Genomic DNA, 26,500 nt, shown 5'->3' with positions numbered 1-26,500 from the left:
TATGGAAATCAGATTTCTAGTGATATTTAAAATGACTAGATTTATTAAAGGATTAGCTTCGTGATTATAAATATAAAAGCCACGCATATGTATTTTACACATGTGTGGCTTTTTAATTTATGAAGATCATATGAGTTTATAATTGTAGTACGTTATCATCAAAATTACCTTTTGTGACAACGTATATAAAAAGGGGATGAAGAGGTGAATTTATTGGCGGAAAATTATATGAAGAAATGGAAGACAGGAATTGATGGTTTAGATATATGTATCATAATGGGAGTTAATAAGAAGAAAAATTTAAAAGACCTATATCTAGAGAAAATTTCAGTGGAAGATTCCATAAAGAGAAAAAATGAAATGAGTGAAGCTGGTTATTGGGATTTAACTATTAATGATATGATTGCAAAGATAGTTGAAATAGAAAGTGAGTCAGAGTGTAAAAATAGCATGAAAATTAATCAGATAACTACGGAGGAGAATGATATAAAAGAGTATGAATCAGAAGAGAAAAGGTCCTTTATTAAACATGAAGGCATTATCGGTAAAGATGTGGTAGGTGAGGGAGAGATAATTGAGTATATTAAAAGTCTCAATGTGAAGATTAGGGGAAGTAACTTAGATTTGATTAAATTAGCTGTAAATGATCATGGAGGAGAAAATGTTAAGGCTGCCATTGATAAGGCACTGGAAGTCGATAGGCTTAGAATGAATTATATAAACGGTATATTAAACAATTGGAAAATAGAAGGGTATCCAGAAAGCAGCACAGATTCAAGGAAAAAAGGATCAATCCATAAGCAGGATAAATATAAGACATTGAGATTTAATAACTTTGAACCTCGAAACTATGATTATGAAAAACTAGAAAAAGAATTGCTAGGGTGGGAAAGAGCGTAGTAACATTTTTGCTGGTAGCTGGTGTGGTATCTTAAAACAAAAGTTATAATAGCTTGAAATAATATATAAACGCTTATAACTATAAATAAAGGTAATGCATGTGTATAAATGAGTTGTTAAGATTGTACAAATATATTACCTTTATTTTATTTGTTACATACGTACCTGTAAAATTAAAAATATTTTATAGAAAATATCTAATAAAGGAGTACTCAAGTTTCAGTAGTATTTAAAAATAATTTATCTAAAATTTGAATATGATACCCAAAATTAAAAGTAAGGGTGTATATATAAGTGTGATATATAAAAGCGAAAATTGTAAGTTAAGAAAGAAAATCATAATAAATTAGGTTTATTTAGACATAGAAATAGACTAGACCTATATTTAATATATTTCTATGTCGAAAAATCAAAATAAGTCGAAAGATTCAGCTAGCATTAAGGTTGAAATAATAAAATAATTGTGAGATTAAGAAAAAAGATACCAAAAATCGACTTGAAGTTTGTATATTATAGTGACAATAGAGAATTAAACTAAATTATAAAATACTTAGAAATGTATTTATTACAAGGAATTGCTTCCATTGCTTTTATATTTTTGTGCAAAAAGGCAGTATTTTTTCAATAATGTAGAATTATTGGTAATTTAAAAGTATCATTAAACCTTTTTAAACACAATTATAAGAAAGTAACATAGAATACAGGTTATTTTTACAATACGAAATGGATAAAAATTACATAAAAGTATTTCTGTTCAAATTAAAGAATGTTTTTGAGAAAATAACAATAGTTTAATTTAAAAAAAGATATAAAAAACACCAAATTAATACAAAAAACTCGAAAAAGGTATAGACAAAAAAATATTAAGTTGCTATAATAATACTCGTAAACCAAAATGATATTTAAAAACCAAAACTTATTAAACAAACTAAATTATTACTAATAAACCAAAAGATAAAACTTTAGGAGGAATATACAAATGATAAAAAGAATGACAAAAGCTACTTCAATGTTAGTAGCAGCAGCAGCAGTAGTTTCATTAATACCAGTAACTGGTGTTAGTGCAGCTGAAAAATTAGAAACAAAAGAAGGAACTATAAATCAAGCAATAGTATTTGATGGTGGAAAATATCTTTATGATGGATATAAAACATCAGATGATGAAACTGGTATTTATTACAACGCAGGTAGCGATAAAGCATTAACAGATATCGAAGATGCTGATAAAATCGAAGCATACGGAACAAAATATGCTAAAGTTACTGAAAATGATGGAGATGAGTATTTAGTTGACTTATCAACTGGAAAAATCGCAGAAGATTTAACTACAGATGAAATTCAAGATAACGTAAGAACTAAATTAAAAACAAGCTTAGGTAAAACTGATAGATATGGTAAGATTGCTAGTACAGATAATATCAAATTAGATGAAATTACATTAGGTCAATTTGGTGAAACTTGGTATGAATATACAGCAACTACAAGTGGAGCAGCAGATTTACACGGATATGTAAATGACGCTGGAAAATATATAGATACAGATGTTACTGCAAACATTTATGTATTAAATAGTAATAAAATAACTAAAATTGATGAATTCGGTAAAGTAGATTCTACAAGCAAGATAAAAGTAGATTTAGCTAGTGCTACTACAATTGCTGAAGACAGCGATTATATATACAGAGTAGCAAAAGTTAAAGTTACAGTAAACGGTGTTGAAGAAGGAACTCAAAGAGTATATCTTCAAAAAATAGCTAAAGCTCAAGGAGATACAAAAGACGGAGCTTACCTTCCAAAATCTGTAGCGTCATATGAAATAACAACTGCTTTTGATTCAGGAGACGCTGATGATGCTAGCGCATCTTTAGCTGACCTTAGCCAATATGACTTTAGAGTAATAAACGGAGTTGTTTATGCAACTAACAATAACGGAAGCAAAGTAACTGTAAAGACTTTCAAATTAAAGAAAGATAAAGTTGCAGTAGATGGACAAACTACTAAATTAGATGCTTACTTAGTAGAACAAGACGTTAATGAAGATCAAGATATAATGGGAACAAAATCTGTATCTATAGACGTTGATGGAAACACTTGGGCATTAAATAAAGGTGTAATTTACAAATTCAATGGAACTGACTTTGTAGCTACTTACAATGTTGATAGAGCATTTAATGTTTTAGATGTATACAACGCAACAAGCTTATTAGCTTATGAAGATGGAGAAGATGCTTACGCTACAGCTACTAAGGCTACTACAACTCCAGTTGATGAAACTCCAGTTGTAAATAAAGGATGGGTTAATACTGCTTCAGGTTGGACATTCTATACTTCAGCAGGAGCTCAAGTTAAAGGACAATGGGTTAACGATGGTGGAGTTTGGTACTACATCAAAGCTGACGGAGTAATGGCTACAGGTTGGGTTAAAGATGGAGCTAACTGGTACTTCTTAAATGCATCAGGAGCTATGAAAACAGGTTGGGTTAAAGATGGAGCTAACTGGTACTTCTTAAACGCATCAGGAGCAATGGCAACTGGTTGGGTTCAAGACGGTGGTAACTGGTACTTCTTAAATGCATCAGGAGCTATGTTATCTAACACAACTGTTAATGGATACAAATTAGGAGCATCAGGAGCTTGGGTTAAGTAAGACTCCAAATTCTATGATTTGGTAAGTCGAACTTACTCAGCGAGCGAATGCGAGTCGAGTTTCCTTAGAAAAAGAAACTTTATTTATACGAAGAAGTTTAAAATAAAGAATTCAAAATAAATCTGGTTCTAGAATTCAATATGGAATTCTAAAGCATAGATTCAATTAATTAAGTTATTAGTATTAATTTAGAGTAGTAGAGTGTGAGTCGATTGCGTGTTTACACTACATCGAACTCGCTCTATACTACTTCAAAGTTAATTTTAAATTATATTAAGTTAAAAATTACAAATGATGAATAAATTTTTATAACATTTTAGATAAAACTTTAGGAGGAATATACAAATGATAAAAAGAATGACAAAAGCGACTTCTATGTTAGTAGCTGCAGCAGCAGTAGTTTCATTAATACCAGCAACTGGTGCTAGTGCAGCAACAAAAACATTAGAAACAAAGGAAGGAACAATCGAACAAGCTATAGCTTTCGATGGTGGAAATTATATCTTCGACGGATATAAATCTTCAGATGATGAAACTGGTGTTTATTTTAACAATGGTGACAAAGATAAGTTAGTAGAAGATATCGATAATGCTGATTCAGTTGAAGCATATGGAACAAAATATGCTAAAGTTGTTGATGGAAATGATGAATACTTAGTTGATTTATCAACTGGAAAAATTGTAGAAGATGAAACTTCAGAGGATATAAAAGATACTTTAACAAGCAAGTTAAGATCTACTTTAAATAAAACAGACAGATATGGACAAATAGCAAGCACAAGTGATCTTGATTTGACTGAAATCACTGAAAAACAATTTGGACAGACTTGGTATGAATATGCAGCTACTACAAGTGGTGGAGCAGTATTAAACGGATATGTAAATGATGCTGGAAAATATATCGATACTGATTATGTAGCAAATGTATCTGTATTAAAAGACAATAAATTAGTTAAAATTGATAACTTTGGTGAAGTAGATTCTACAAGCAAAATAAAGGTAGATTTAGCTAGCGCTAAAACAATTGCTGAAGATGCTGATTACATCTACAGAGTAGCAACAGTTAATATTACATTTGACGGTGTTGCACAACCACAAAAAACTTATCTTCAAAAAATATCAAAAGCTCAAGGTGAAACAGAAGATGAAGCTTACCTTCCAAAATCTGTAGCATCATATGAAATAACAGCTGCTTTTGATTCAGAAGACGCTGATGATGCTGCTACATCTTTAGCTGATCTTAGCCAATATGACTTCAGAGTAATAAATGGAGTTGTTTATGCGACTAATAACGATGGAAGCAAAGTTACTGTAAAAACTTTCAAATTAAAGAAAGATAAAGTTGCAGTAGACGGTGGAACAACTGCTAAATTAGATGCTTATTTAGTAGAACAAGACGTTAACGAAGACCAAGACGTTATGGGAACAAATGCTGTATCTATAGATGTTGACGGTAATACTTGGGCGTTAAACAAAGGAACAATCTATAAATTTGATGGATCTGATTTCGTTGCAGTTTACAGTGTTGATAGAGCATTCGATACTTTAGAAGTATACAATGCAGATAGTTTATTAGCTTGGGAAGATGGAGAAGATGCTTATGCTACAGTTGCCAAAGCTACTACAACTCCAGTAGATCAAACTCCAGTAGTAAATAAAGGATGGGTTAATACAGCTTCAGGTTGGACATTCTATACTTCAGCAGGAGCTCAAGTTAAAGGACAATGGGTTAACGATGGTGGAGTTTGGTACTACATTAAAGCTGATGGCGTAATGGCTACAGGCTGGGTTAAAGATGGAGCTAACTGGTACTTCTTAAATGCATCAGGAGCTATGAAAACAGGTTGGGTTAAAGATGGAGCTAACTGGTACTTCTTAAACACATCAGGAGCAATGGCAACTGGTTGGGTTCAAGACGGTGGTAACTGGTACTTCTTAAATGCATCAGGAGCTATGTTATCTAACACAACTGTTAATGGATACAAATTAGGAGCATCAGGAGCTTGGGTTAAGTAAGACTCCAAATTCTATGATTTGGTAAGTCGAACTTACTCCGTGAGCAAGTAGAGAACCAAAATCTACGATTTTGTGTGAATCACTTACTCAGCGAGCGAATGCGAGTCGAGTTTCCTTAGAAAAAGAAATTTTAGTTATATAAAGAAGTTCAAAATAAGGAATTCAAAATAAATCTGGTTCTAGAATTCAGTATCGAATTCTAGAGAATAGATTCAATTATTTAAGTTATTAGTATTAATTTAGAGTGGTGAATTGTGAGTCGAGTCTGTTTGCTCTTTCTTGAACTCACCCCTCTACCACACTAAAGATAAAATTTGCTTTTGGCGCTATCAATGTAGCGCTCTAAGAGCAAATATAGATAACTAAAGATAAAAGTGTTAAGATTTTATATCTTAACACCAAAGAAAAAAATGAGAAACTGTTACTTATAGTGATTTCCTAAAATCATTAAAGTAACAGTTTTTTGTTTTTATAAGCATTTAATTAATAAAAAATTAATATAAAATTAAGATTTTTCCAGTAAAACCTAAGTTTACAGTAAAGTATTATAATGGTAACATTATTAATATGGATAAAAGTAGGGATGAAAGGGACGGAATATGAGTAAAACTCTTAGAAGCGTGGCCATAGCAATCATTATTAGTATATTTACTATTATAGGACCGGAATACTTTAACTTTATAGTTGTCTCACATGTGTATGCAGATGAGCTTCCTCATTTAAAGAATATATATTTTAGTGAAGGTAAGGATATTGAATTTTTAGAAGATGTATATTCATACATTGTGGATGTGGACAAAGATACCGATGAAGCATTTATAAAAGCCAAACCAGATGATTCATTGGATACAGTTAGAATTGACGGTAAAGTAGTAACTAAAGATGATAATTATAAGGAGAATATAGCACTAAAAAAAGGTAAGAATACCATTAAGATAGAAGTGGAAGATGAAAAAACTGGGATATCATCTGAATATAAAGTTTATGTATATAGAGGGGGGCAAGAGGCTGTATATTTACAGGACATAAATATTAATAGTACAACTATAGGGTTTGTTGAGGAAACTAATTTTTATAACATAGAGTTAGATGATGGAACTAATAGTGTAGAACTTGAGACAAGGCCAATTGAAGGAAAATATTCTATTGCTGTTAATGGTAAATTATTAGATAAGACAAATTCAATTACATTGAAATTTAAAGGAATAGGAAAATATACGTTGAATATAGGAGTTAAAGATGAAGATACTCAAAGATTAGGAGCATATACTCTCAATATATATTTAGGTATTCCAGTAACTCCGAATATCGCAGATTCAATTAATGCAGCTTTAAAACCTAACCAGTGGATAATAGTAAATGGCAGATGGAAGTATAATGATGTGCTCGGAAATTATTTGAAAAACACCTGGTTTTATGATGATAAATTAAAAGCATATTTCCACTTTAATAATAGAGGAAATATGCAAACTGATTGGATGGAAGATGGAGGCAACTGGTATTATCTTGGAACCAATGGTATGATGCAGACAGGCTGGGTATATTATGAAGGTGAGTGGTATTATTTAGATTCCCAAGGAGTCATGAGAACAGGATGGATTGAAGATAATAATAATTGGTACTATTTAAGAAGAGACGGAAGCATGGCAACTGGATGGATAGTTAATAAAGATAATTGGTACTATATAGATTCGCATGGAGTAATGCAGACTGGTTGGTTATATTATGGAAGGAAATGGTACCTGATAGATTCTTCTGGAGTAATGAATACTAGATGGATTAAAGTAGACAATGAATGGTACTATTTTAATGATGATGGTAGCATGAAATCTGGGGAATGGCTGTATGATAATGGTAACTGGTATTACATAAATTATGCAGGTACCATGAGACGTGGTTGGCTATATAAAGATGATAAATACTATTACCTTAATGAAGATGGTTCTATGAGAACAAGTTCAAGAACTATTGACGGGTATACCTATTATTTTAATGAAGATGGTTCAGTAAATTTTAATTATTAATATTAATTAAGTCGCAAATGCGGCTTAATTTTATTTAAAGAAGAAAAATATTTAAATATGACCTTTGTACTAATAAATATATATGGAATATAAGGTGAAAAAGAACCAATATTTCCAGGGAAATTTGTATATTATAGTAGAAACTGCTTTAGCTACAAGGTGTGAAATAAATTAATTTCTATATAATTGTATTATAATGGAAAAATTTCTGGGAATGTGAGGTATGCAGTAAAGAGTATTGGAAATATGACAATAATAATGGTATTATATACATATAAGTAATATTTATATAAATATATCATTTAAAATGTCGAAAGATATTATAAAATAAAGTGAAACTTTTCAGGTGGAGTTTTATACTCCAGCTGAATTTAGTTGAACTTATCCAGGAGAGTGCAGCCGTTATCTCCCACGTTAAGATAAGTGAGAGTATTACGGATGCTAGCTATCGAATAAATCATCATACATTCAAGAAGGACAAACAAGGGGGACATATTTAATGAGATTAAAAAACATTAATTGGAAAAGAATTATTTCTTATCTATTGATTTTTAGTGTACTTTTTACAACTGCACAGTTCGGATCTATAAAAAAAGCTAGTGCGGAAGCAACAAACCAAGTACCAGGATTAACATTGTATGTAGGAGATAAATCTGATAATACTACAAGAATTATTGATAGGAATTCCAGTGGGAATTACACATGTGAATATCTTCCAATAGGTAAATCTTTTTACTTGGCAGCGGCGACGGGGTATAGTATTACAGATGTTAAAACTAGTAATACTGGAAACATGACATTACAAAAAATAGGGAATCAATCTGGAGGATATGATTGGACAATTTCGTCAATAAAAGATTATAGCCCATTTACTCTTACAGTAACTATAAAGGAGACTAGTACTGGAACTACAACTACAACTTCTTATCCAATAAAGATGAGTTTTGAATCAGATTCGTCTCTTGAATTTAATGAAATGAGAGTTAACTTTGATAACGGAGATTCACAAACATTAAATTTTAGCAGCACCAATATAGATGGAAATTATGAACTTCCAGATGTAGATTCATCTATAAAAACTGCAACAATAGAATTATTTGATTCTACCAGTACACCAATGAGTTTTAATGTAAATGGATCAAGCAGTCATGTTGTAAATTTGACTGGTGGTGAAAATGATATAATTGTAACTGTAACTCACCTTAGCATTTCTAAAAAGTATAAGTTAATTATAACTAAAAAGGGTGAAGCAAAGTTAAAGACTCTAGTTCCATCTACTGGAGCTTTATCACCTGCATTTAACTCGAGTACTTACGATTACACAATTACAGTACCAACTACTCAAACGATAATTGCATTTACTCCAACGGCAGCCGATAATGCATCTACTATTAAGGTTGGTGGAGCTACTGTTAAGAGTGGGTATAAAAGTCAGAATATACAACTAAATGAAGGCGATAATGAAATTGATGTTGTTTTAACAACGAAGGATGGAGATACAAGTACATACACTGTTACTGTAACTCGTACTGAATTATTTAGAAGTGCACAATTGACAGGATTGACTTTAACATCAGGAGCGCTTTCTCCTACTTTCAATAAAGGTGTATTTGAATATACTGCAACTGTTGAAAATAATGTAACTTCAGTAGGTGTTAAACCAATTGCTGAAGATGTTAATGCAACTATAACAGTTAACAGCAAAAAGGTTCCAAGTGGTGCAACTTCGCCTAATATTAGTTTAGATGAAGGTGCCAATGTTATAAATGTTAAGGTCACTGATACTAAGGGAAATAGTAATACATATGTATTAATTGTTACTAGAAAATACTCTAAAGCTAATGTTAATTTAGCAAGTCTTTCTGTGACTGATGCAACTATGTCTCCAAAATTTGATCCAGAAACATATGTATATAGTGCTAAAGTAGAGAGAAACATAGAAAAAGTAAGAGTATTATATACTTCACAAAACGATAAGTCAAAAATTAAAATTAATGGAAAAGAATATACAAATGGACAATCTGATCTAATTAAACTTGATATAGGAGCAAATCTTGTGGTTGTAGAAGTCACTGCTGAAGATGGTAAGACCACTACTACTTATAAATTAAGTGTAATTAGAGGGGATATAGAAGGTATCAATCAATGGGTACTTGTATCTGGAAATTGGACATTTTATAATGCAGCTGGAGTTCAGGCAAAGAATCAATGGATAAAGTATGACAATCAGTGGTATTTCATGGATGTAAATGGATATATGCAAACTGGATGGATAAATGAAAGTGGTAACTGGTATTACTTGAATAAAGACGGAATTATGCAAACAGGGTGGTTCTACGATAAGGGATACTGGTATTATCTTCAAGGCGATGGTTCTATGAGAACAAATATGTGGGCTAGTTATGATGGAAAATGGTATTTCTTTAATAATTTTGGACAACTTCAAACAGGTTGGACATTATATTTGGGGAAATGGTATTTCATGGATGATCATGGTGTAATGCAAAAAGGTTGGGTTACTTATGATAAGAATAAGTATTACATAAATGATGATGGAACTATGAGAAATGGATGGCTATATAGTGGAACGGTTTGGTATTATTTAGACGAGACAGGAAAGATGGTTAGAGGATGGCAAAATATAAATGGTAAAAAATACTATTTTGATGCTGGTGGAGTCATGAAGACAGGTATGATGTTTCTTGATGGGCAATGGATTAATCTAAATAATGCTTAGTGGCGGCTAGATTTCTAGTTGTGGGAGAGTACTTCCTCAAAGAGTATGCTTATATTAAACTTAATTATAAAAGAGGTGTTGATTGTACTGAAATCAGCACTTCTTTTTGTTAAATAATAACTTATATATTTATCTATACTATGACTTATTAATTGCACTTCATTGGATATAAATGAATTAACTTGGGGAATTTTTGGATTTACATAGATGTAAATATTTGATTGAATATAGAAAAAAATAGTGATATTATTAATAATGTGTTTAGGTATTAAGTATATTGAATTTATGGTATATGGTGTAAAATATAAATATAGAAATAGATTTTTGATTCTAAAAGTTAGAATTTTGAATTATTGTGGTTTTATGTTAAAGTGTAGGATCTCATTACACAATGATATTTATATTAGCAATAATTACAGATATTAAAAGTACAATTGAGGGGGAAAAACAATGGATGATAACAAAAGAAATGTATCATTAAAGTCCAAGCTTATAGTTTCGTATGCTACTATGTGCATATTAACATTTGTATCAGGGATTATTAATTTCAAGCAGCTTTATGACATTAAAAATGGATTGAATGCTGCTGATAAAATAGGAAAAGATATTGTAACAACGTCAGTTATATGTGTAGTAAGTATGATAGTTGCAATAGTTGCAGCTATGTACATGCATAAAAATATAATTTCAAGGTTAAATAATCTTAAAAATTTTGCTATGAAATTAGCAAGATATGATTTTGCAGAAGATATCAAAATAGTGAGAAATGATGAAATTGGAGATACTGCCAGAGAACTAAATACTGCTCAAAAGAATATTAAAGAACTTATTTCTACAATACTTAATGAGGCATGTAATATAAGTGCATTAAGTGAAGAATTGTCTGCTAGTGTGGAACAAGTATCCGCTAAACTTGTTGAGGTTGATAATTCTTCAAAGGAAATTAATTCAACTATGACTGAAACAAGTGCTACTGCTGAAGAAATCGCGGCATCTATTCAAGAAGTAAATTCAAGTATGGAAAGTCTGGCGAATAAAGCAACAGATGGAAGTTCTAATGCAGAAAAGATTAAGAGAAGAGCAGAAAAAGTGAAAGAGGATAGTAAAATTGCAATGGCAAATACAGCTCAAGTACGTGAACAGAAAGAAAAGAACATTATAAAAGCGATAGAAGACGCAAAAGTTGTTGAGGAAGTGAAAGTTATGGCTGGTGCAATAGCTGATATAGCTGAGCAAACTAATTTACTTGCCTTAAATGCTGCAATAGAGGCTGCAAGAGCAGGAGAATCAGGAAAAGGTTTTGCAGTTGTTGCGGAAGAAATTAGAAAGCTCGCAGAGCAATCTTCAGAAACTGTAATAACTATTCAAAATACAATAGCTAAGATACAGGATGCAGTTAAGAATCTTTCTGAAAATAGTAATGATATACTTAATTTTATGTCTACTGAAGTTGATGAGCAATTACAAGCTTATGCTAAAATAGGTGAAAAATACAGTAATGATGGTGAGTTCATAAGCTCAATGTCAGAAGAATTAGTTTCAATGGCGCAAGAAGTTGAAGCTACAATTGAACAAATAAATCAAGCGCTTCAAGATACAGCAGCAGATGTTCAAAAATCTTCAGTAAGTAGTGAAAAAATACAAAGTGAAATTGAAGTGAGTTCGGCGTCTATAGATCAAGTAGCAAATGCTGCAACAGAACAAGCTCAGATAGCAATGAATTTGACTGAATTGGTACAAAGATTTAAGCTGCAATAAACATGATACATAGTATAAATGGGTATGAACTTTTATTAAGAGTTAATTACATATTGAAAATATTACATTTTATAGCCATCAATCTAATTTATATGTAAATTAGATTGGTGGCTATTGTAAACTATAAAACAATTTTAATATGTATTCTTTTCTTCAAGATAAAAAATAATATTATTACAAAAAAATTATTAATTTTAGATTTTTTATTCCATCGCTTAAAGTTTTCTCAATAATACATATTTGAACTGGTCAGTATAAATGTTATAATGTTAATAGATATTTTGGAGGCGATGGTATGATAAGAAAAATTAGAAAAATAATGTCATTAGTGTTGGTGGCAATGAGTGTTAGCGCTTTAGCGCCTAGAAATGTAGTTAGTTTGGATGCAATAGCAGCAGTTAATGATAATTTAAATAATGGTGGAAGTAAAATTACAATGGGGACACAAATGAATAGTGTAACTTTATCTGGAACAGATATATCATCAATGGTACCAGATGGAAGTACTCTTATTACAATGGCAGAGACCGCTACTATAAATCCTCAGTTAGAAGATGGAATAAAATCTATGTTTAATTACCAGGGGGCAAGCTCAATTTCAAGTGAAGAATGCGGAAATCTATCTTACACTCTTTCAGATACATTAGTTGAGCAGATATCAGAGGAAGTACTTGATGCTCTTGTAGAACCAGTTACAAATGCTGTTGTTTTAAAGGCAAAGTCAGCGACAGGTGGTGCAATTCCAGAAGCAACACTTAAGAGTTTGATTGAACCTGTGGTTAGAAAAAATCTAGAAGATGCATTACCAAATTCTATTAAGGGTAGATTTGAAAATATTACGTTATATCAGTATACGGGAAAGAATTCATCAGGAGATATTAAGGCTCAAGCTTTTGTGATTAAGGGTTTAGTTGGATCAATAGTTAATACTGCGGTTGGAAGTGGAGCATATTGTGTAAATACTTATAATGCAAAAGTTAGAAATGCAACTTATAATAGTCTTGCTCCAGTTCCTGCACTAGCTTTCAACCCAACAACAGGTGAAGATACATATGGAAAAGAAATTGATTTAAGTAGTGGTGCTAATGTTATTGGAGATGGAATGAGCATTAATATTATAGATACTTCGAGTAATAAAGTATATGTGATTAATAATCCAATTTATAATATGTTGAAAGCACAAAAGGGAGCATCAGGTTATATAAATAAAGATTTAAATATTATTGATTTTAATGGTATAAGCAATTTAAAAGGAAGCTTAAGTAACACTTTAGATGTAGATGGAACAAAATTTTCACTTTTGTCTTTATCTCTAACTAAAAGCAATGAGGCAGATAAGAACAAAAAAGTTTATCAGTATGATCTTATAGTTGGCCCATTTGAAAAACAGTTATTATTTGAACAAATTTCTGGGCTAAATTTACCAAGTGTTACAACTGATGCTGTAAACAGTATGATAAAAAATAGCACTTACTTAATGGTACCTGATGTAAAGGCTGAAGTTGGAGGTATAGTAGATAATGTTATAGATAAAAGCGGAGTTAAGGGCATAGTTGCTGGAATAACTGATGCAATAGATAACTTGAGTGATTCAGTAGATGATTTGACTGATTCATTAAAGAAAAAAAATGAAGATTTAGATGACGCTTGGGATAAGGTCTTTGACAGATTTGATAATGATCCTGGCTGGGTTAAAAAGGATGGATATAGATACTATTATGATAAAGATGGAGTAAGTCTAAAAGGGGTTCAAAAAATCAAGGGGAAAACCTACTATTTCAATAGAATAGATGGAGCTATGGAAACAGGATGGCAAATAGTTGATGGTAAGAGATGCTATTTTGATAAGAAAAAAGGTTATGAGTTATTCAACCAATGGGTGCAGGATGGAGAAGACTGGTATTTTGTTGGAGAAGATGGCTCTGCTAAAAAGATGGAATGGGTAAATGATGGTGGAAAATATTACTACTTAAAAGCTGATGGGAAGATGACAAAAGATTGGCTTAAAATAGAAGATTACTGGTATTATTTCAGTAAGAGTGGAGCGAAGGTGACTTCAGATTGGAAGTGGTCAGATGGAAAATGGTATTATTTAAAAGATGATGGACAAGCTGCCCATGATTGGCTTGAGATCGGAGATAAGTTGTATTGTTTTAAAGACCCAACGGGAGAAATGCAAACGGGTTGGTTTAGAAAAGATGGAAGCTGGTATTGTGCAAATGATGATGGATCAATGAAAACAGGATGGACATATTCTAAAGATGGCTGGTGTTATTTAGATGAAGAAACTGGCAAGATGAAGAAAAACGAATGGGTTACTGTTGAGGGAAAAACTTATTATTTCAATATAAATGGAGTTATGGTAACAGGCTCAAGATATATTGATGGAACCAAATATATCTTCAATTCAGATGGGACTTTAAGTTCATAGTTAAAGGTATTGTGTAGAACCCAAAATATAAAAATACTTGCATTGTGATGACTTTTAGTTACTGCTAAGCAACCGAAATGTAATAGATGTGTTTGCTTCGGTTCTCAGAAAGTTTTACTGGGTGATTCTAAGAATATAAGTTGCATCCAAAGTGCTTGCTTCAAAGACTACGCTTTTGAACAAGCACATTTGGAACAACTTATATTCTAAGAATCACGGCCAGTAAAATCTTCTTATGAACACTGCGCAAACACATTTATTACATTTCTTTGTTTAGTGTAGATTTAAAGTTAATCATATTTAAATAAGTATTTATATATTTCTCTAGTTATAAATACCCTAATGAATGATATTTATAGTCTTAAAAACAATTTATATCTTTCTAATGCAAGAAACATATGGAATCGGAAATGGGCACAACTTTCCGTTTAGATATACCAGCAAGATTTTTCACAGTCCTGAGGAACATATATGTATTCTATTTCGGTTGTTCATTGCTTCACAATACCTTTAATATTGGTGATGAATTTTGGATAATATGGTATTATAAATGTATAGTTATATAAAAATGTATCGATAATAAAGCATATTAGGTAAAGGAAGAAAAATTTTACACGGAATGTGTTAGAAATAGTAGTAATATAGGGGGGACCAGTTTTAATGAAACGTAAATTTATAAATAAGATAGTTGCCGGAGCAATTATTTCAACTACATTATGTACGTTAGTTCCAATTAAAGCTTCAGCCGAATGGGTAAAAGATTATCAAGGTAGCTGGTATTATATGCAGGATAATGAAAGAATGACAGGTTGGAAAAGAATTGATGGACAGTTGTATTACTTTGATGATAATGGGAAGATGCTAACTGGATGGATAAAAGCGGGAGACTATTGGTATTTTCTACAAAATAATGGAGCGTTAAGAATAGGTTGGATTAAATACAATAAAAACTGGTATTATGCAGATTCAAGTGGATCAATCCAAACAGGGATTATTAATATAGCAGGAAAAGTATATATTTTTGATGATAACGGTATTTTAAAGACTAATAATACAGTGATTAACGGAGAATTTTATACCATTGGGTCAGATGGAGAAGTTGTTGGGGCCAAAGTACCAACACCAAATAAGGAACTTGATGAATCAGGAAATTGTATCCAAGTATTAAAAAATACAGATAATAAATTAACTGGTTCACCAACAGATTCGAGATTTAATGAAGTTGTTTCTGATCAAAGTGAATCTGATAAGGATCCAAATGAAGGAAGAATCTTTAAGGTTATACTTAAAGATTCAAATGGAGCAGATCTAAAAACTAAAAGTTTTAAATATGGAAAAACAGTTGAGTTATATGAACCAACTAAGGTTAAATATAATTTTGTTGGCTGGAATACTAAGAGTGATGGTTCTGGAAAGAGTTATTCAGCAGATGATGATATAAAGGTAAAAGGAGACATAATTTTATATGCTCAATGGACAGCTGATACTTCTATATTTGTTGATGGAATTACAATAAAGGGAAGTTCATATGTTACTGTCAACAAGACTATTCAGATGACAGCAGAAGTATCTCCAAATGATGCGGCAAATAAAGGAATAAATTGGTCAGTTATAGATGGTACAGGTAAGGCGACTATTGATAGCAGTGGAGTATTAACGGGAGTTTCAAGTGGAACAGTCACAGTAAAAGCAACATCAAAGGATGGTTCAAATATAAGTTCTACAAAACAAGTAAATATAACTTCAGTAGATGCTGTAGTGTCAGTAGCAAAGATCACAGTAAATAGTAAAACAGGTTCTTATTTAATTAATACGAATCTTGGAACGCTTCAAATGACTACAAGCGTATTACCAAATGATGCAACTGATCCTAGTGTAGAATGGACAGTTGAAAATGGTACAGGAAGTGCAGATATAGATAGTACGGGACTTGTAAAAGCAAAATCAAATGGAACAGTTACAGTAAAAGCAACTGCAAAGGATGGTTCAAAAGTTGTTGGAAGTAGAACTATTACAATAACAGGACAATCTATGCAGGTACTACCAACAGGTATTACTGTAAGTGGAAGTAGCGGAAGCGCAATAAACGCTGATGGAGGAACGCTTCAAATGGTTGCAACTGTATCCCCAAGTAGTGCAACAAATAAATCGGTTAATTGGATCGTGGAAAGTAAAGATGGAAATGGAAAAGCTACAATCAGCAATAGTGGAGTTTTAACAGCAGTAGCAAATGGAAAAGTTATGGTAACAGCGATTTCGTTAGCTAATAGTTCAGTTGTTGGAAGTACAGTTATTGATATAAATAACCAAAGTAATAAAGTTACAAGTATAAGTGTATTAAGCGACTCAGATAAGATAGATATAGATGGTCAAAAAATGCAGATGAAAGCAGAAGTATCACCAATTGATAATACAGTCGATACAACAATAATATGGTCAGTTGATCAATATGGAGATGCGGGCACTAAGATGACTGGAAAAGCAAGTGTCGATTCAAATGGTCTTTTAACTCCACTTGCAGATGGAACTGTTAAAGTTAAGGCGACTTCTAAGAAGGTACCAACAATCTTTGGAAGTAAAGAGATAACAATTAAAAATCAAAGTATTAAAGCAACAGGTCTTGCAATAACGCCTGATGAGATTAAAGAATTAGACACAAAAGAAGGATCGTCACCAGAAATTCAATTAGGAGCTGTTATAACACCAAGCAACGCATCAAACACAACATCAGGTGCAGTTCAGTGGAAAGTTACAGATGTAACAGGGCATGCTGAATTTGTATCTGGAAAACCAGGACTTTTAAGAGTTTTAAAAAATGGTACAATTCTGGTAACAGCTTCAACAACAGACGGTTCTAATATTTCTGTAAGTAAAGCTATAATTATAAGTGGATTGATTACAAAGGCTTATAGTGCTTCAATAGTTGCTAAGGAGACAACAACAGGCGGTTCTGACCATGTTTCTACAATAACCCAAAAGGGTGGAAGTCTTCAAATGAGAGTAGTTTTAGATCCAGCTGATGCAGCTAGCAATAGAACAGTAGAGTGGTCAGTTGAACCACTATTAGATTCTTTTGGAAATGCTACAATAAAAGCGATGGCAACAATTTCCGAAACGGGAGTTTTAACGGCTTCGGATAATGGTACAGTTAAAGTAAAGGCAAAAATAACTTATAGAATTGTTGAGCTTAATGCCGATGGAAGTGTTCCACTAAATACTAATGGAACTGTTAAGTATACAATAGAAGAAATTCCTGCTGAAAAAATAATAACAATAACAGGACAACCAATTTATGTATCAGATATTAGCATAAATAATACTACTAACTTGTCAATTGTTGAAGGGTCAACTCTTCAGATGGCTGCAACTGTGAATCCAAGCGATGCAACTAACAAGCTGATAAATTGGTCAGTTACAAGTGCTGCTAATAGCAGTGGTTCTGCATCCATTGATCCGGATGGGTTGCTACGTGCAAAAACTGCAGGAGATATAGTTGTAAGAGCAACAGCAACTGATGGATCTGGGAAGTTTGGAGAAAGAACGATAACTATAACTCCAAAATCAACAACATAAACAAATTCTTAAAGATTATAGCAAGAAGCTATAGTATATATGATTTAAAAAATACTAAAGAAAAAAGGTCAAGTTATAAAATTGCATGATAATATAGCTTGACCAATAGATTAAAAAGTGGGGGGAGACTTAAAATGAAGCATAAATTTTTGAAGAGGTTAGCTATTTCAGGGGTTGCTACATTAATCTTAATTTCAATGGCGCCAGTAGGAGTTTCAGCTGCCTGGGTTAAAAATGAATACGGCGCTTGGAGCTATACAGAAGGATATGGTTATGCTACAGGTTGGAAAGAAATAAGTGGTACATGGTATTTTTTTGATTCACTTGGTCAAATGAGAACTGGATGGATTTATACTGGTGGTGAGTGGTATTATATAGATTTAAGCGGTGCAATGCAAACCGGTATAATTCAAATTGAGGGGAAAATATATTTATTTTCATCAAGTGGTGCAATGCAAAATGGAAGCGCCATGATAAATGCGAAACTCTATAATTTTGATGATAATGGAGTTTGTGTTGGACCTGACTATCCAACACCAAGTAAGGGGTTTGATTATTACGGAAATAATACAACGCCTTATGTTCCAAGCCAAATAATAAATGAAAATGAAAGTATGACAAGTGAAATACCATTTAATGGAACTGATCAAGTAAAAGAATATAAAATAAAATTCAAAGATCCTGATGTAGAAGATGACGATCAAGAAGTACTTAAGACTAGAACAGTGCCTGAAGATACAATGATGCCTTTGTATAAGCCAACAAAGAGCGGATATACTTTTGTTGAGTGGAATACTGATTCTAATGGAGATGGAACAGGCTACAATTATGATGACAAAATAAAAATAAATAAAAATATCACTTTATATGCACAATGGAAAGAAGTTAAAGAAAATTAAGATACAGATGGAATAAAATAGAGGTATTGTGAAGCACTTAAAGTGAAGCAATGAACAACCGAAATAGAATACATATATGTTCCGCAGGACTGTGAAAAATTTCACTGGGAATATCTAAATGGAAAGTTGCACCACTTCTGCGTGTTCCTGTGACAAGCACAGGACAAGCAAAAGTGGAACAACTTCCCATTAAGATATTTCAGCAGCTTATTTTTCAATGCCTGACCCCACATATATGTATTCTATTTCTTTGTTTTGCTATCACCTTAATTATTTCACATATACATACCAAAGAATATATGAGTATTGTATTATAAATATATAAACTGAATGAAAAGACTTGAATATTCATTGAAGGTATTGTAATCAGAAAAATATAAAAACACTTGTATAAATATATCGCTATTTAAGCTTACGGCAAGTATTTTTATATTTCGGTGATACACAATACCTTTATATTTCGTATAAAAGATAAAATATAAGGTGTAGTAATATTATTCAAGTAAGTGTAAAATATGTATATATAGAGTTTTTGTTATTAAACATAATTTGTAAACGGTTGAGTTGAATGAAAGAAATTAGGAGGTGCTAAATTGGGGATTTTAAATATAGCTCATAGAGGTTATAGTGGGAAATTTGATGAAAATACAATGTTAGCTTTTAAAAAAGCAATTGAATATAATGCAGATGGGATTGAAACAGATATTCAATTATCTAAGGATGGAATACCAATCATAATTCATGATGAAACCTTAGATAGGACAACCAACGGACATGGTTTTGTTAATGATTATACCATCGATGAACTTAAAATATTTAGAACTAAGAGTGTGCCTAAAATTCAAGCTATAAAAGACATTGCACTAGAAAAAAAGGAACTTTTAAAATCAATTAATTCAGGCGAAATTGCAAATATAGAAAATAGAAGAAATGGTGATTTTAAAATTGGAAAATACACGTTAAAAGAAGTTGAGTACTTTGAAAGCACAATAGGAGAAGAAATACCAACTTTAAGAGAACTGTTAGAACTTTTTTCAAATTCAAATTTAAAGATATTAAATTTAGAATTAAAGAACAGCATTATTGAATACAAAGGGTTGGAAGAAAAGGTGCTGAGGATGGTTGATGAATTTAACCTAAGAGATAGAGTTATAATTTCTAGCTTTAACCATCTAAGTTTATTAAAAATAAGAGAACTTGAGGGGAATAAAAAAACAGTACTAGGTGCTTTGACAGAAACTACTCTTGCTAATGTACCACAATATTTAAAATCTATATCTGTGGAATGTTACCATCCATATTTCCTAAGCATTTTAAATAAAGAATATATTAAGGAAATAAAAAACGCTGGAATAATTGTAAATCCTTATACAGTCAATAATATAGAAGATATGAAAAAAGTAATAAACGCTGGAGTGAATGGCATAATTACAAATGAAGTTGAGATATTAAATGCTTTAATAGGTAACTTATGAACAACATGCTTATAATAATATAAAGTATTACTGAAAATATTTCATTTCAGTAATACTTCTAAAAAAATTTAGGAAATATTTAAAAGAGCTAGTTTAAAAATTTGTTCTAAAATAATGATAATATATAAACCACTGTCTCGTATGTGGGTGTTAAGCTAAGGCACCGCTTGAAGATAATCTATATCCATTAATGATTGTATTAGCAGCCATAGCACCATTTGGATATAAGAAATACCAAGTACCACCATCATTAATCCAGCCAGTCTTCATAGCACCAGAAGAACTTAGGAAATACCAAGTACCCTTGTCATTTAACCAACCAGTCTTCATAGCGCCAGAGGAGCTTAGATAATACCAAGTGCCGTTGTCATTGATCCAGCCAGTTTTCATTGCGCCTTTATTTCCGTCGGAAAATGGATTCAAATAATACCAAGCACCATTAATTTGCTGCCAGCCAGTCGCCATAGCTCCACTAGAATTTAAGTAATACCAAATGCCACCGACATTAATCCAATTATTAACCACTTTAGTACCAGTTGAATCATAGAAATTCCAAGAACCGTCTGCTAATTGATCCCAACCAGTTTTTGATGGTTTAGGTATAACAACAGTTGAAGCATTATCTACGGCTTGTTTTTTTCCCTCTTGAACAGTTGTATATGCGCCTCCATCATCCTCCCAAGCAATTAAGTTATTTTCATCATATACATCTAATTTATCTAAAGACCTATCACAGGTATAAATTGTTTTAAAATCTCCTAATTTTGTTGATTTTTTAATTGAACCATTATATATGGCCCAAACATTTCCGTCGACATCTATTGACCAAGCTTTGGCATCAGTGTCTTCATCATCATCTTTTTTTGCAACATGTCCATCTATTTTTGTATCTAACTTTATATTATTGTTATACGTATTTAATTTTTCACTGGATTTTAAAACTATTTTCTCTGTTGTAACTTTATCACCACCATCAGAGTCATATGAGATGTAAATTGCTCCATCAACTATTGTAGCTACAGCGTTATCAGAGTTTGATATGATTTTTTGAATAACAATATAAGCATTTTTTACATCATCATTGCCTGTGGCTCCTGAAATCTCATAGGAATCTGTAGTTTTTGGCAAATAGGCGTCCTTCTCCTTGTCTCCTTGAGTTTTAGAGATTCTTTGAATATAGTATAAGGTATTTCCAGCTGGATTATAATCAAGTCCGTTATAAGTAGTACTGTCAGGTCCGCTTGTTTTTAATATTTTGTGAACAGCTCCGCTTATATTGGCTTTAACTACTCTATATATATATTTATCATCTTGCCCTAGAGTCGCCATAGGGATCACACTATTTAATGTTAATCCTTCTTCAGTATCACCAACATTCTTTAACTTTACCATTTTAGTGCCGTTATAGGCATAAATATTAGCATTATAGGAAGCATCAAGATAAGTTCCTGAATTATTTGTATATCCGTAATAAACAGCCTGTGGCGTAGTAACTTGGCTATTCATATAATTTTCTGCAACAGTTATTGCTTGTGATGTTGTTGCTGAGTATTCAAACCATACATCGCCAAACTTGTTACTATTGACTTTATTTCCGAGTTTAACCTCACCGAAAGAACCGCCTTTACCAAAATCTGAACGAGAATTTTGCGCATATCTATCAGTTTTCTTTAATTTTGTTATTAATTTAGTTTCAGCAGTATCTGTTAAATCTTTTACAGTATCTTCGTCTGATATTTTACCAGTTGATAAATCAACTATATATTCATCACTACCATCAAATGCTTGTACATATTTATCTCCATACTTAATCCCGAGAGTACTGGCATCATCTAAATGCTTATCCTTAGTTCCTGAATTATAATATAGACCGCTCTCATCATCATCGGTTCTATAGCCTTCATAAATGTATTTTCCATCTTTAAATGCTACGGCATTTTCAATTGTGCCCTCCTTTGTTCCTAACCTTTCTGCAGCCATTGCGGGTACTATCGACATGATAGAGGCCGTGGCTACTAGTAGGGAAATGACTTTGTTTGCTCTCTTTAACATAATAATCCTCCTTTTTCGAAGTATAGATTATTTTATTATATTTAATAATAAAATTAAGGAAAAGTTTAACTTTATAGTATAATATACAACTATATTTTAAAAATATTGGTACTTTTTCTCGAAAAATATATTTTAAGAATTATATGGGTTTAATGATGTTGTATTCCTATAATATAATATACACTTCTTAAAGAGGTACTTAGTACTTTTTATCTAAAATAAATCTTAAGATTGCATGAAGAGATGTTAAGATAATCTTAAGGATATATTTATAAATAAAAAGGGAACTCGTTAATTTTGAAAAGGCAGTCAATTGAAGCTGATAAATAAAAGATATAAAGTATACATAATATAATCCATATGATATAATAATTTAGTTAATTAAGAAAATATAATATAAATAATATGCAGTTTGTAAATAGTAATATATAAATAGGAGTAAGTTGTACTGAAAATTTACAATTTATTAATGATATGCCGATTTATATCTTAAATATAAATTTATAAGGATAGTTTAATAGGAGGGCTTAGATTTGGCTGATTATATAAAAGAAATTGAAAAAAGAAGAACATTTGCGATTATTTCTCACCCTGATGCAGGTAAAACCACACTTACAGAAAAGTTCTTATTATATGGTGGAGCTATTAGACTTGCAGGTTCTGTTAAGGCTAGAAAAGCATCTAAACATGCAGTTTCTGACTGGATGGAAATTGAAAAACAAAGAGGTATCTCAGTTACTTCTTCTGTTATGCAATTTAACTATAATAATCACTGTATTAACATATTAGATACGCCAGGTCACCAAGACTTCTCAGAAGATACATATAGAACTCTTATGGCGGCAGATTCAGCAGTTATGGTTGTGGATGCGGCTAAGGGTATAGAAGATCAAACAAGAAAGTTATTCCATGTTGCTTCTTTAAGGGAAATGCCTATTTTCACATTTATAAATAAAATGGATAGGGAAGCTAAGGATCCATTTCAATTACTTGAGGACATTGAAAGTGAACTTGGAATTAAAACTTACCCAATGAATTGGCCAATTGGTTCAGGTAAGGAATTTAAAGGTGTATATGAAAGAGATAATAATAGAATAATAGCTTTTAATGGTGGAAATCATGGTCAAAATGAAGTTGAATCCATAGAAGGTTCAGCAGATGATCCTAAATTTAGAGAAATATTAGGAGAAGTATTACACGACAAATTGATGGAAGACATTGAACTTTTAGATATTGCTGGTGATGATTTAGATTTAGAGGCTGTAAGAAAAGGAGAACTAACTCCAGTATTTTTTGGATCAGCGTTAACAAATTTTGGTGTAGAACCATTCTTAGAACATTTCTTGGAAATGACTACAGCACCACTTGCAAGAAACTCTACAGTTGGAACTATTGACCCATTTGAAGATAAATTTTCTGCTTTCGTATTTAAGATACAAGCAAATATGAATAAGGCTCATAGAGATAGAATTGCATTTATGAGAATTTGTTCAGGTAAGTTTAATAAAGGTGAAGATGTATATCATGTTCAAGGCGAAAAGAAGATTAAATTAGCTCAACCACAACAATTTATGGCTCAAGATAGAGAAATAGTTGAAGAGGCATATGCAGGAGATATAATTGGTGTATTTGATCCAGGTATATTCTCAATTGGTGATACTTTATGTACAGCATCAAAGAAATTTAAATTTGAAGGAATTCCGACTTTTGCGCCAGAACATTTCGCAAGAGTAAGACCAGTAGATACTATGAAGAGAAAACAATTCATAAAAGGTGTTACTCAAATAGCGCAAGAAGGAGCAATCCAAGTATTTAAAGAAACTCACATAGGTATGGAAGAAATAATAGTTGGAGTTGTTGGTGTACTTCAATTTGAAGTTCTAGAATATAGATTAAACAGTGAATATAATGTTGATATAAAAATGGATAGACTATCTTATAGATATGTAAGATGGATAGAAAATAAAGATATTGATATGGATTCATTAAACTTAACTTCAGATACTAAGAAAGTTAAAGACTTTAAAGATAGAAACTTACTTATATTCCAAAATGATTGGGGTATAAGCTGGGCACTAGATCATAATAAAGGATTAATTTTATCTGGTGTAGGAAAGAGTGAAGAATAATATAAATGTATTGTGTAGCGCTTAAAGTGAAGCAATGAACAACCGAAATAGAATACATATATGTTCCGCAGGACTGTGAAAAATTTCACTGGGAATATCTAACTGGAAAGTTGCACCACTTCTGCGTGTTCCTGTGACAAGCACAGGACAAGCAAAAGTGGAACAACTTCCCACTAAGATATTCCAACAGCTTATTTTTCAATGCCTGACTCCACATATATGTATTCTATTTCTTTGTTTTGCTATCATTATAAGAGTTTCACAGATCCTATTCCAACTTTATATGTTTCTTGTATATAGATGATATAAATTGTTTTGAAGACTATAAATCTTATTAATTAATGGTATTGATAACTATAGAAATATAAAAATACTTGCTTAAATATGATTCACTTTATGTTTACACTAAACTAGAAATGGAATAAATGTTTTTGCGCAGTGTTCATTAGAAGATTTTGCAGGCTGTGATTCTAGATTATAAGTTGTTCCAAAGGTGCTTGTTCAAGGCATAGTCCTTGAAGCAAGCACTTTGGGTACAACTTATAATATTAGAATCATCCAGCAAAATCTTCAAAGAACCGAAGCAAACACATCTATTCCATTTCGTTTTTTTATCAATAAACTTAAAGTAGCATCACACAGCAAGTATTTTTATATTTCGGTACTACGCAATACTTTTATTAACAAACTTTATTTCTTCCTGTTCGTTTAGCTGAATATAAAGAATTATCAGCCTGATTTAACAAGGTGTTTATATCCTTTGTTATATCAGGGTAAGAACTTACACCAATTGAAACAGTTATTTTAACAGTAACGTAGCCATTAATTAGAAAAATATTATTTTGTACATTTCGTCTTATTTTTTCGGCAATTTCCATAGCGTGACTATAATTGCAATCAAGAAGAATTGCAGTGAATTCTTCGCCGCCATTTCTTGAAACTATATCAAAGGTTCTACAGGAATCAACTAGAATTCTACTTAGTTGTTTCAAGACTAAATCTCCAGCCGGATGGCCATAAGTATCGTTAATATGTTTAAAATAATCAATGTCTATCATGAGCATTGACAAATTTTCTTTTCTTTCCAAGGCATTATCAATAACTCTATTTAGAATACTATCAAATTCCCTGGCATTATTAAGTCCTGTCAGAAAATCCTTTTTTGACTCAAACTTTAGCTTACGATATGTTTCATTAGTTTTGGTCATATGATCCAAGATGTAATAAACTATAACAGATAATACTACTATGGAAAATATAAAACTTCCAAGGACAGATAAAACAAGGTGGAAGTCTCTCAATACTAAGGAAATCCATATTATTGAAGATACTATGCTGAGGATAGTCATATAAGTATATTTTTTGAAAAAGGTCATATCATATTTCGACAAAAGGCTAAAGCATACTAATAGCACTATCATATTAATAGATGCGACTAAGGAAGAATAATTAATTCCTAAAATAGCAAGTCTAAATAATATTATAATAAAAACGCTTATGAAAGCTGATACAAAACCTCCATATAGGGAGGCGATCATCACAGATATAACTCTGAAATCTATTATAGTATTATTCGATAAGTTAATACCATAAAATATAAGAGCGCACCCAGATAAGCCAGTTAATAAACCAAGAGAGAGTTTGACTTTGATTTTAGTATTTGTATTAAGCTCTTCTTCTCTTAATAGTTGACTTACTAAATATATGAAAGATATAAGCATTGTAGCATTAACAAATAATGATCTAAGCATAAGTCTTCCTCCTAATTAAAGAATTTGAGCATTATATAGTTTAAAATTAAATATATATTTATTATTATATATTATCTAATTATTAATACTCGAATTTAAGCATAATCG

13 protein-coding genes are annotated in these 26,500 nt (G+C 31.6%); 11 read left to right on the top strand and 2 right to left on the bottom strand.

Translation table 11 applies throughout. The annotated features are described in order from the left end of the window. Window positions 1-228 precede the first annotated feature (228 nt). From D2A34_RS04470 to D2A34_RS04425, 10 genes are all read left to right on the top strand, one after another. Entirely contained in the window at window positions 229-900 is a 672-nt protein-coding gene (locus D2A34_RS04470) for a DnaD domain protein (RefSeq protein ID WP_147357734.1), read from the top strand. A 979-nt stretch (window positions 901-1,879) separates the two neighbouring features. Further along, window positions 1,880-3,547 (top strand): N-acetylmuramoyl-L-alanine amidase family protein, encoded by a 1,668-nt coding sequence (locus D2A34_RS04465; protein ID WP_119365857.1) that lies wholly within the window; start codon window positions 1,880-1,882, stop codon window positions 3,545-3,547. 345 nt (window positions 3,548-3,892) lie between these two features. Then, a complete protein-coding gene (locus D2A34_RS04460) occupies window positions 3,893-5,563 on the top strand; it encodes an N-acetylmuramoyl-L-alanine amidase family protein (RefSeq protein WP_119365856.1) in 1,671 nt (556 codons plus the stop codon). Between the two features lie 599 nt (window positions 5,564-6,162). After that, complete coding sequence (locus D2A34_RS04455) at window positions 6,163-7,587, top strand: cadherin-like beta sandwich domain-containing protein (RefSeq protein WP_119365855.1); 1,425 nt, start codon at window positions 6,163-6,165, stop codon at window positions 7,585-7,587. A 499-nt stretch (window positions 7,588-8,086) separates the two neighbouring features. Continuing rightward, window positions 8,087-10,324, top strand: a complete 2,238-nt coding sequence (locus D2A34_RS04450; protein WP_119365854.1) for a cadherin-like beta sandwich domain-containing protein — start codon at window positions 8,087-8,089, stop codon at window positions 10,322-10,324. A 450-nt stretch (window positions 10,325-10,774) separates the two neighbouring features. Then, window positions 10,775-12,082, top strand: coding sequence for a methyl-accepting chemotaxis protein (locus D2A34_RS04445; RefSeq protein WP_079441448.1), 1,308 nt, complete (start codon window positions 10,775-10,777; stop codon window positions 12,080-12,082). A 295-nt stretch (window positions 12,083-12,377) separates the two neighbouring features. After that, a complete protein-coding gene (locus tag D2A34_RS04440; protein WP_119365853.1) occupies window positions 12,378-14,513 on the top strand; it encodes an N-acetylmuramoyl-L-alanine amidase family protein in 2,136 nt (711 codons plus the stop codon). Window positions 14,514-15,173: 660 nt separating this feature from the next. Then, window positions 15,174-18,086: an Ig-like domain-containing protein gene (locus D2A34_RS04435; RefSeq protein WP_119365852.1), complete on the top strand. Its 2,913-nt coding sequence runs from the start codon at window positions 15,174-15,176 to the stop codon at window positions 18,084-18,086. Between the two features lie 134 nt (window positions 18,087-18,220). Beyond that, window positions 18,221-18,985, top strand: a complete 765-nt coding sequence (locus D2A34_RS04430) for an InlB B-repeat-containing protein (RefSeq protein WP_119365851.1) — start codon at window positions 18,221-18,223, stop codon at window positions 18,983-18,985. 593 nt (window positions 18,986-19,578) lie between these two features. Beyond that, window positions 19,579-20,460 carry a glycerophosphodiester phosphodiesterase gene (locus D2A34_RS04425; RefSeq protein ID WP_119365850.1) on the top strand — a complete coding sequence of 294 codons (882 nt, stop codon included), beginning with the start codon at window positions 19,579-19,581 and terminating at the stop codon, window positions 20,458-20,460. Window positions 20,461-20,610: 150 nt separating this feature from the next. Here D2A34_RS04425 and D2A34_RS04420 read toward each other — a convergent pair whose 3' ends face one another. Beyond that, window positions 20,611-22,512: a PspC-like choline-binding domain-containing protein gene (locus D2A34_RS04420; RefSeq protein ID WP_119365849.1), complete on the bottom strand. Its 1,902-nt coding sequence runs from the start codon at window positions 22,510-22,512 to the stop codon at window positions 20,611-20,613. Between the two features lie 533 nt (window positions 22,513-23,045). On the opposite strand from D2A34_RS04420, the gene D2A34_RS04415 reads away from it, so the two are divergent. Then, the gene (locus tag D2A34_RS04415) at window positions 23,046-24,641 is read left to right on the top strand and encodes a peptide chain release factor 3 (protein WP_079442448.1); all 1,596 of its coding nucleotides are present in this window, start codon (window positions 23,046-23,048) and stop codon (window positions 24,639-24,641) included. A gap of 680 nt (window positions 24,642-25,321) precedes the next feature. Here the strand turns inward: D2A34_RS04415 and D2A34_RS04410 are convergent. Then, a complete protein-coding gene (locus D2A34_RS04410; protein WP_119365848.1) occupies window positions 25,322-26,392 on the bottom strand; it encodes a GGDEF domain-containing protein in 1,071 nt (356 codons plus the stop codon). Window positions 26,393-26,500 lie beyond the last annotated feature (108 nt).

Origin of the sequence: Clostridium chromiireducens, from assembly GCF_003575225.1 — a bacterium.
Taxonomy (GTDB): domain Bacteria; phylum Bacillota; class Clostridia; order Clostridiales; family Clostridiaceae; genus Clostridium; species Clostridium chromiireducens.
This window is presented reverse-complemented; position numbering and strand designations above follow the sequence as displayed.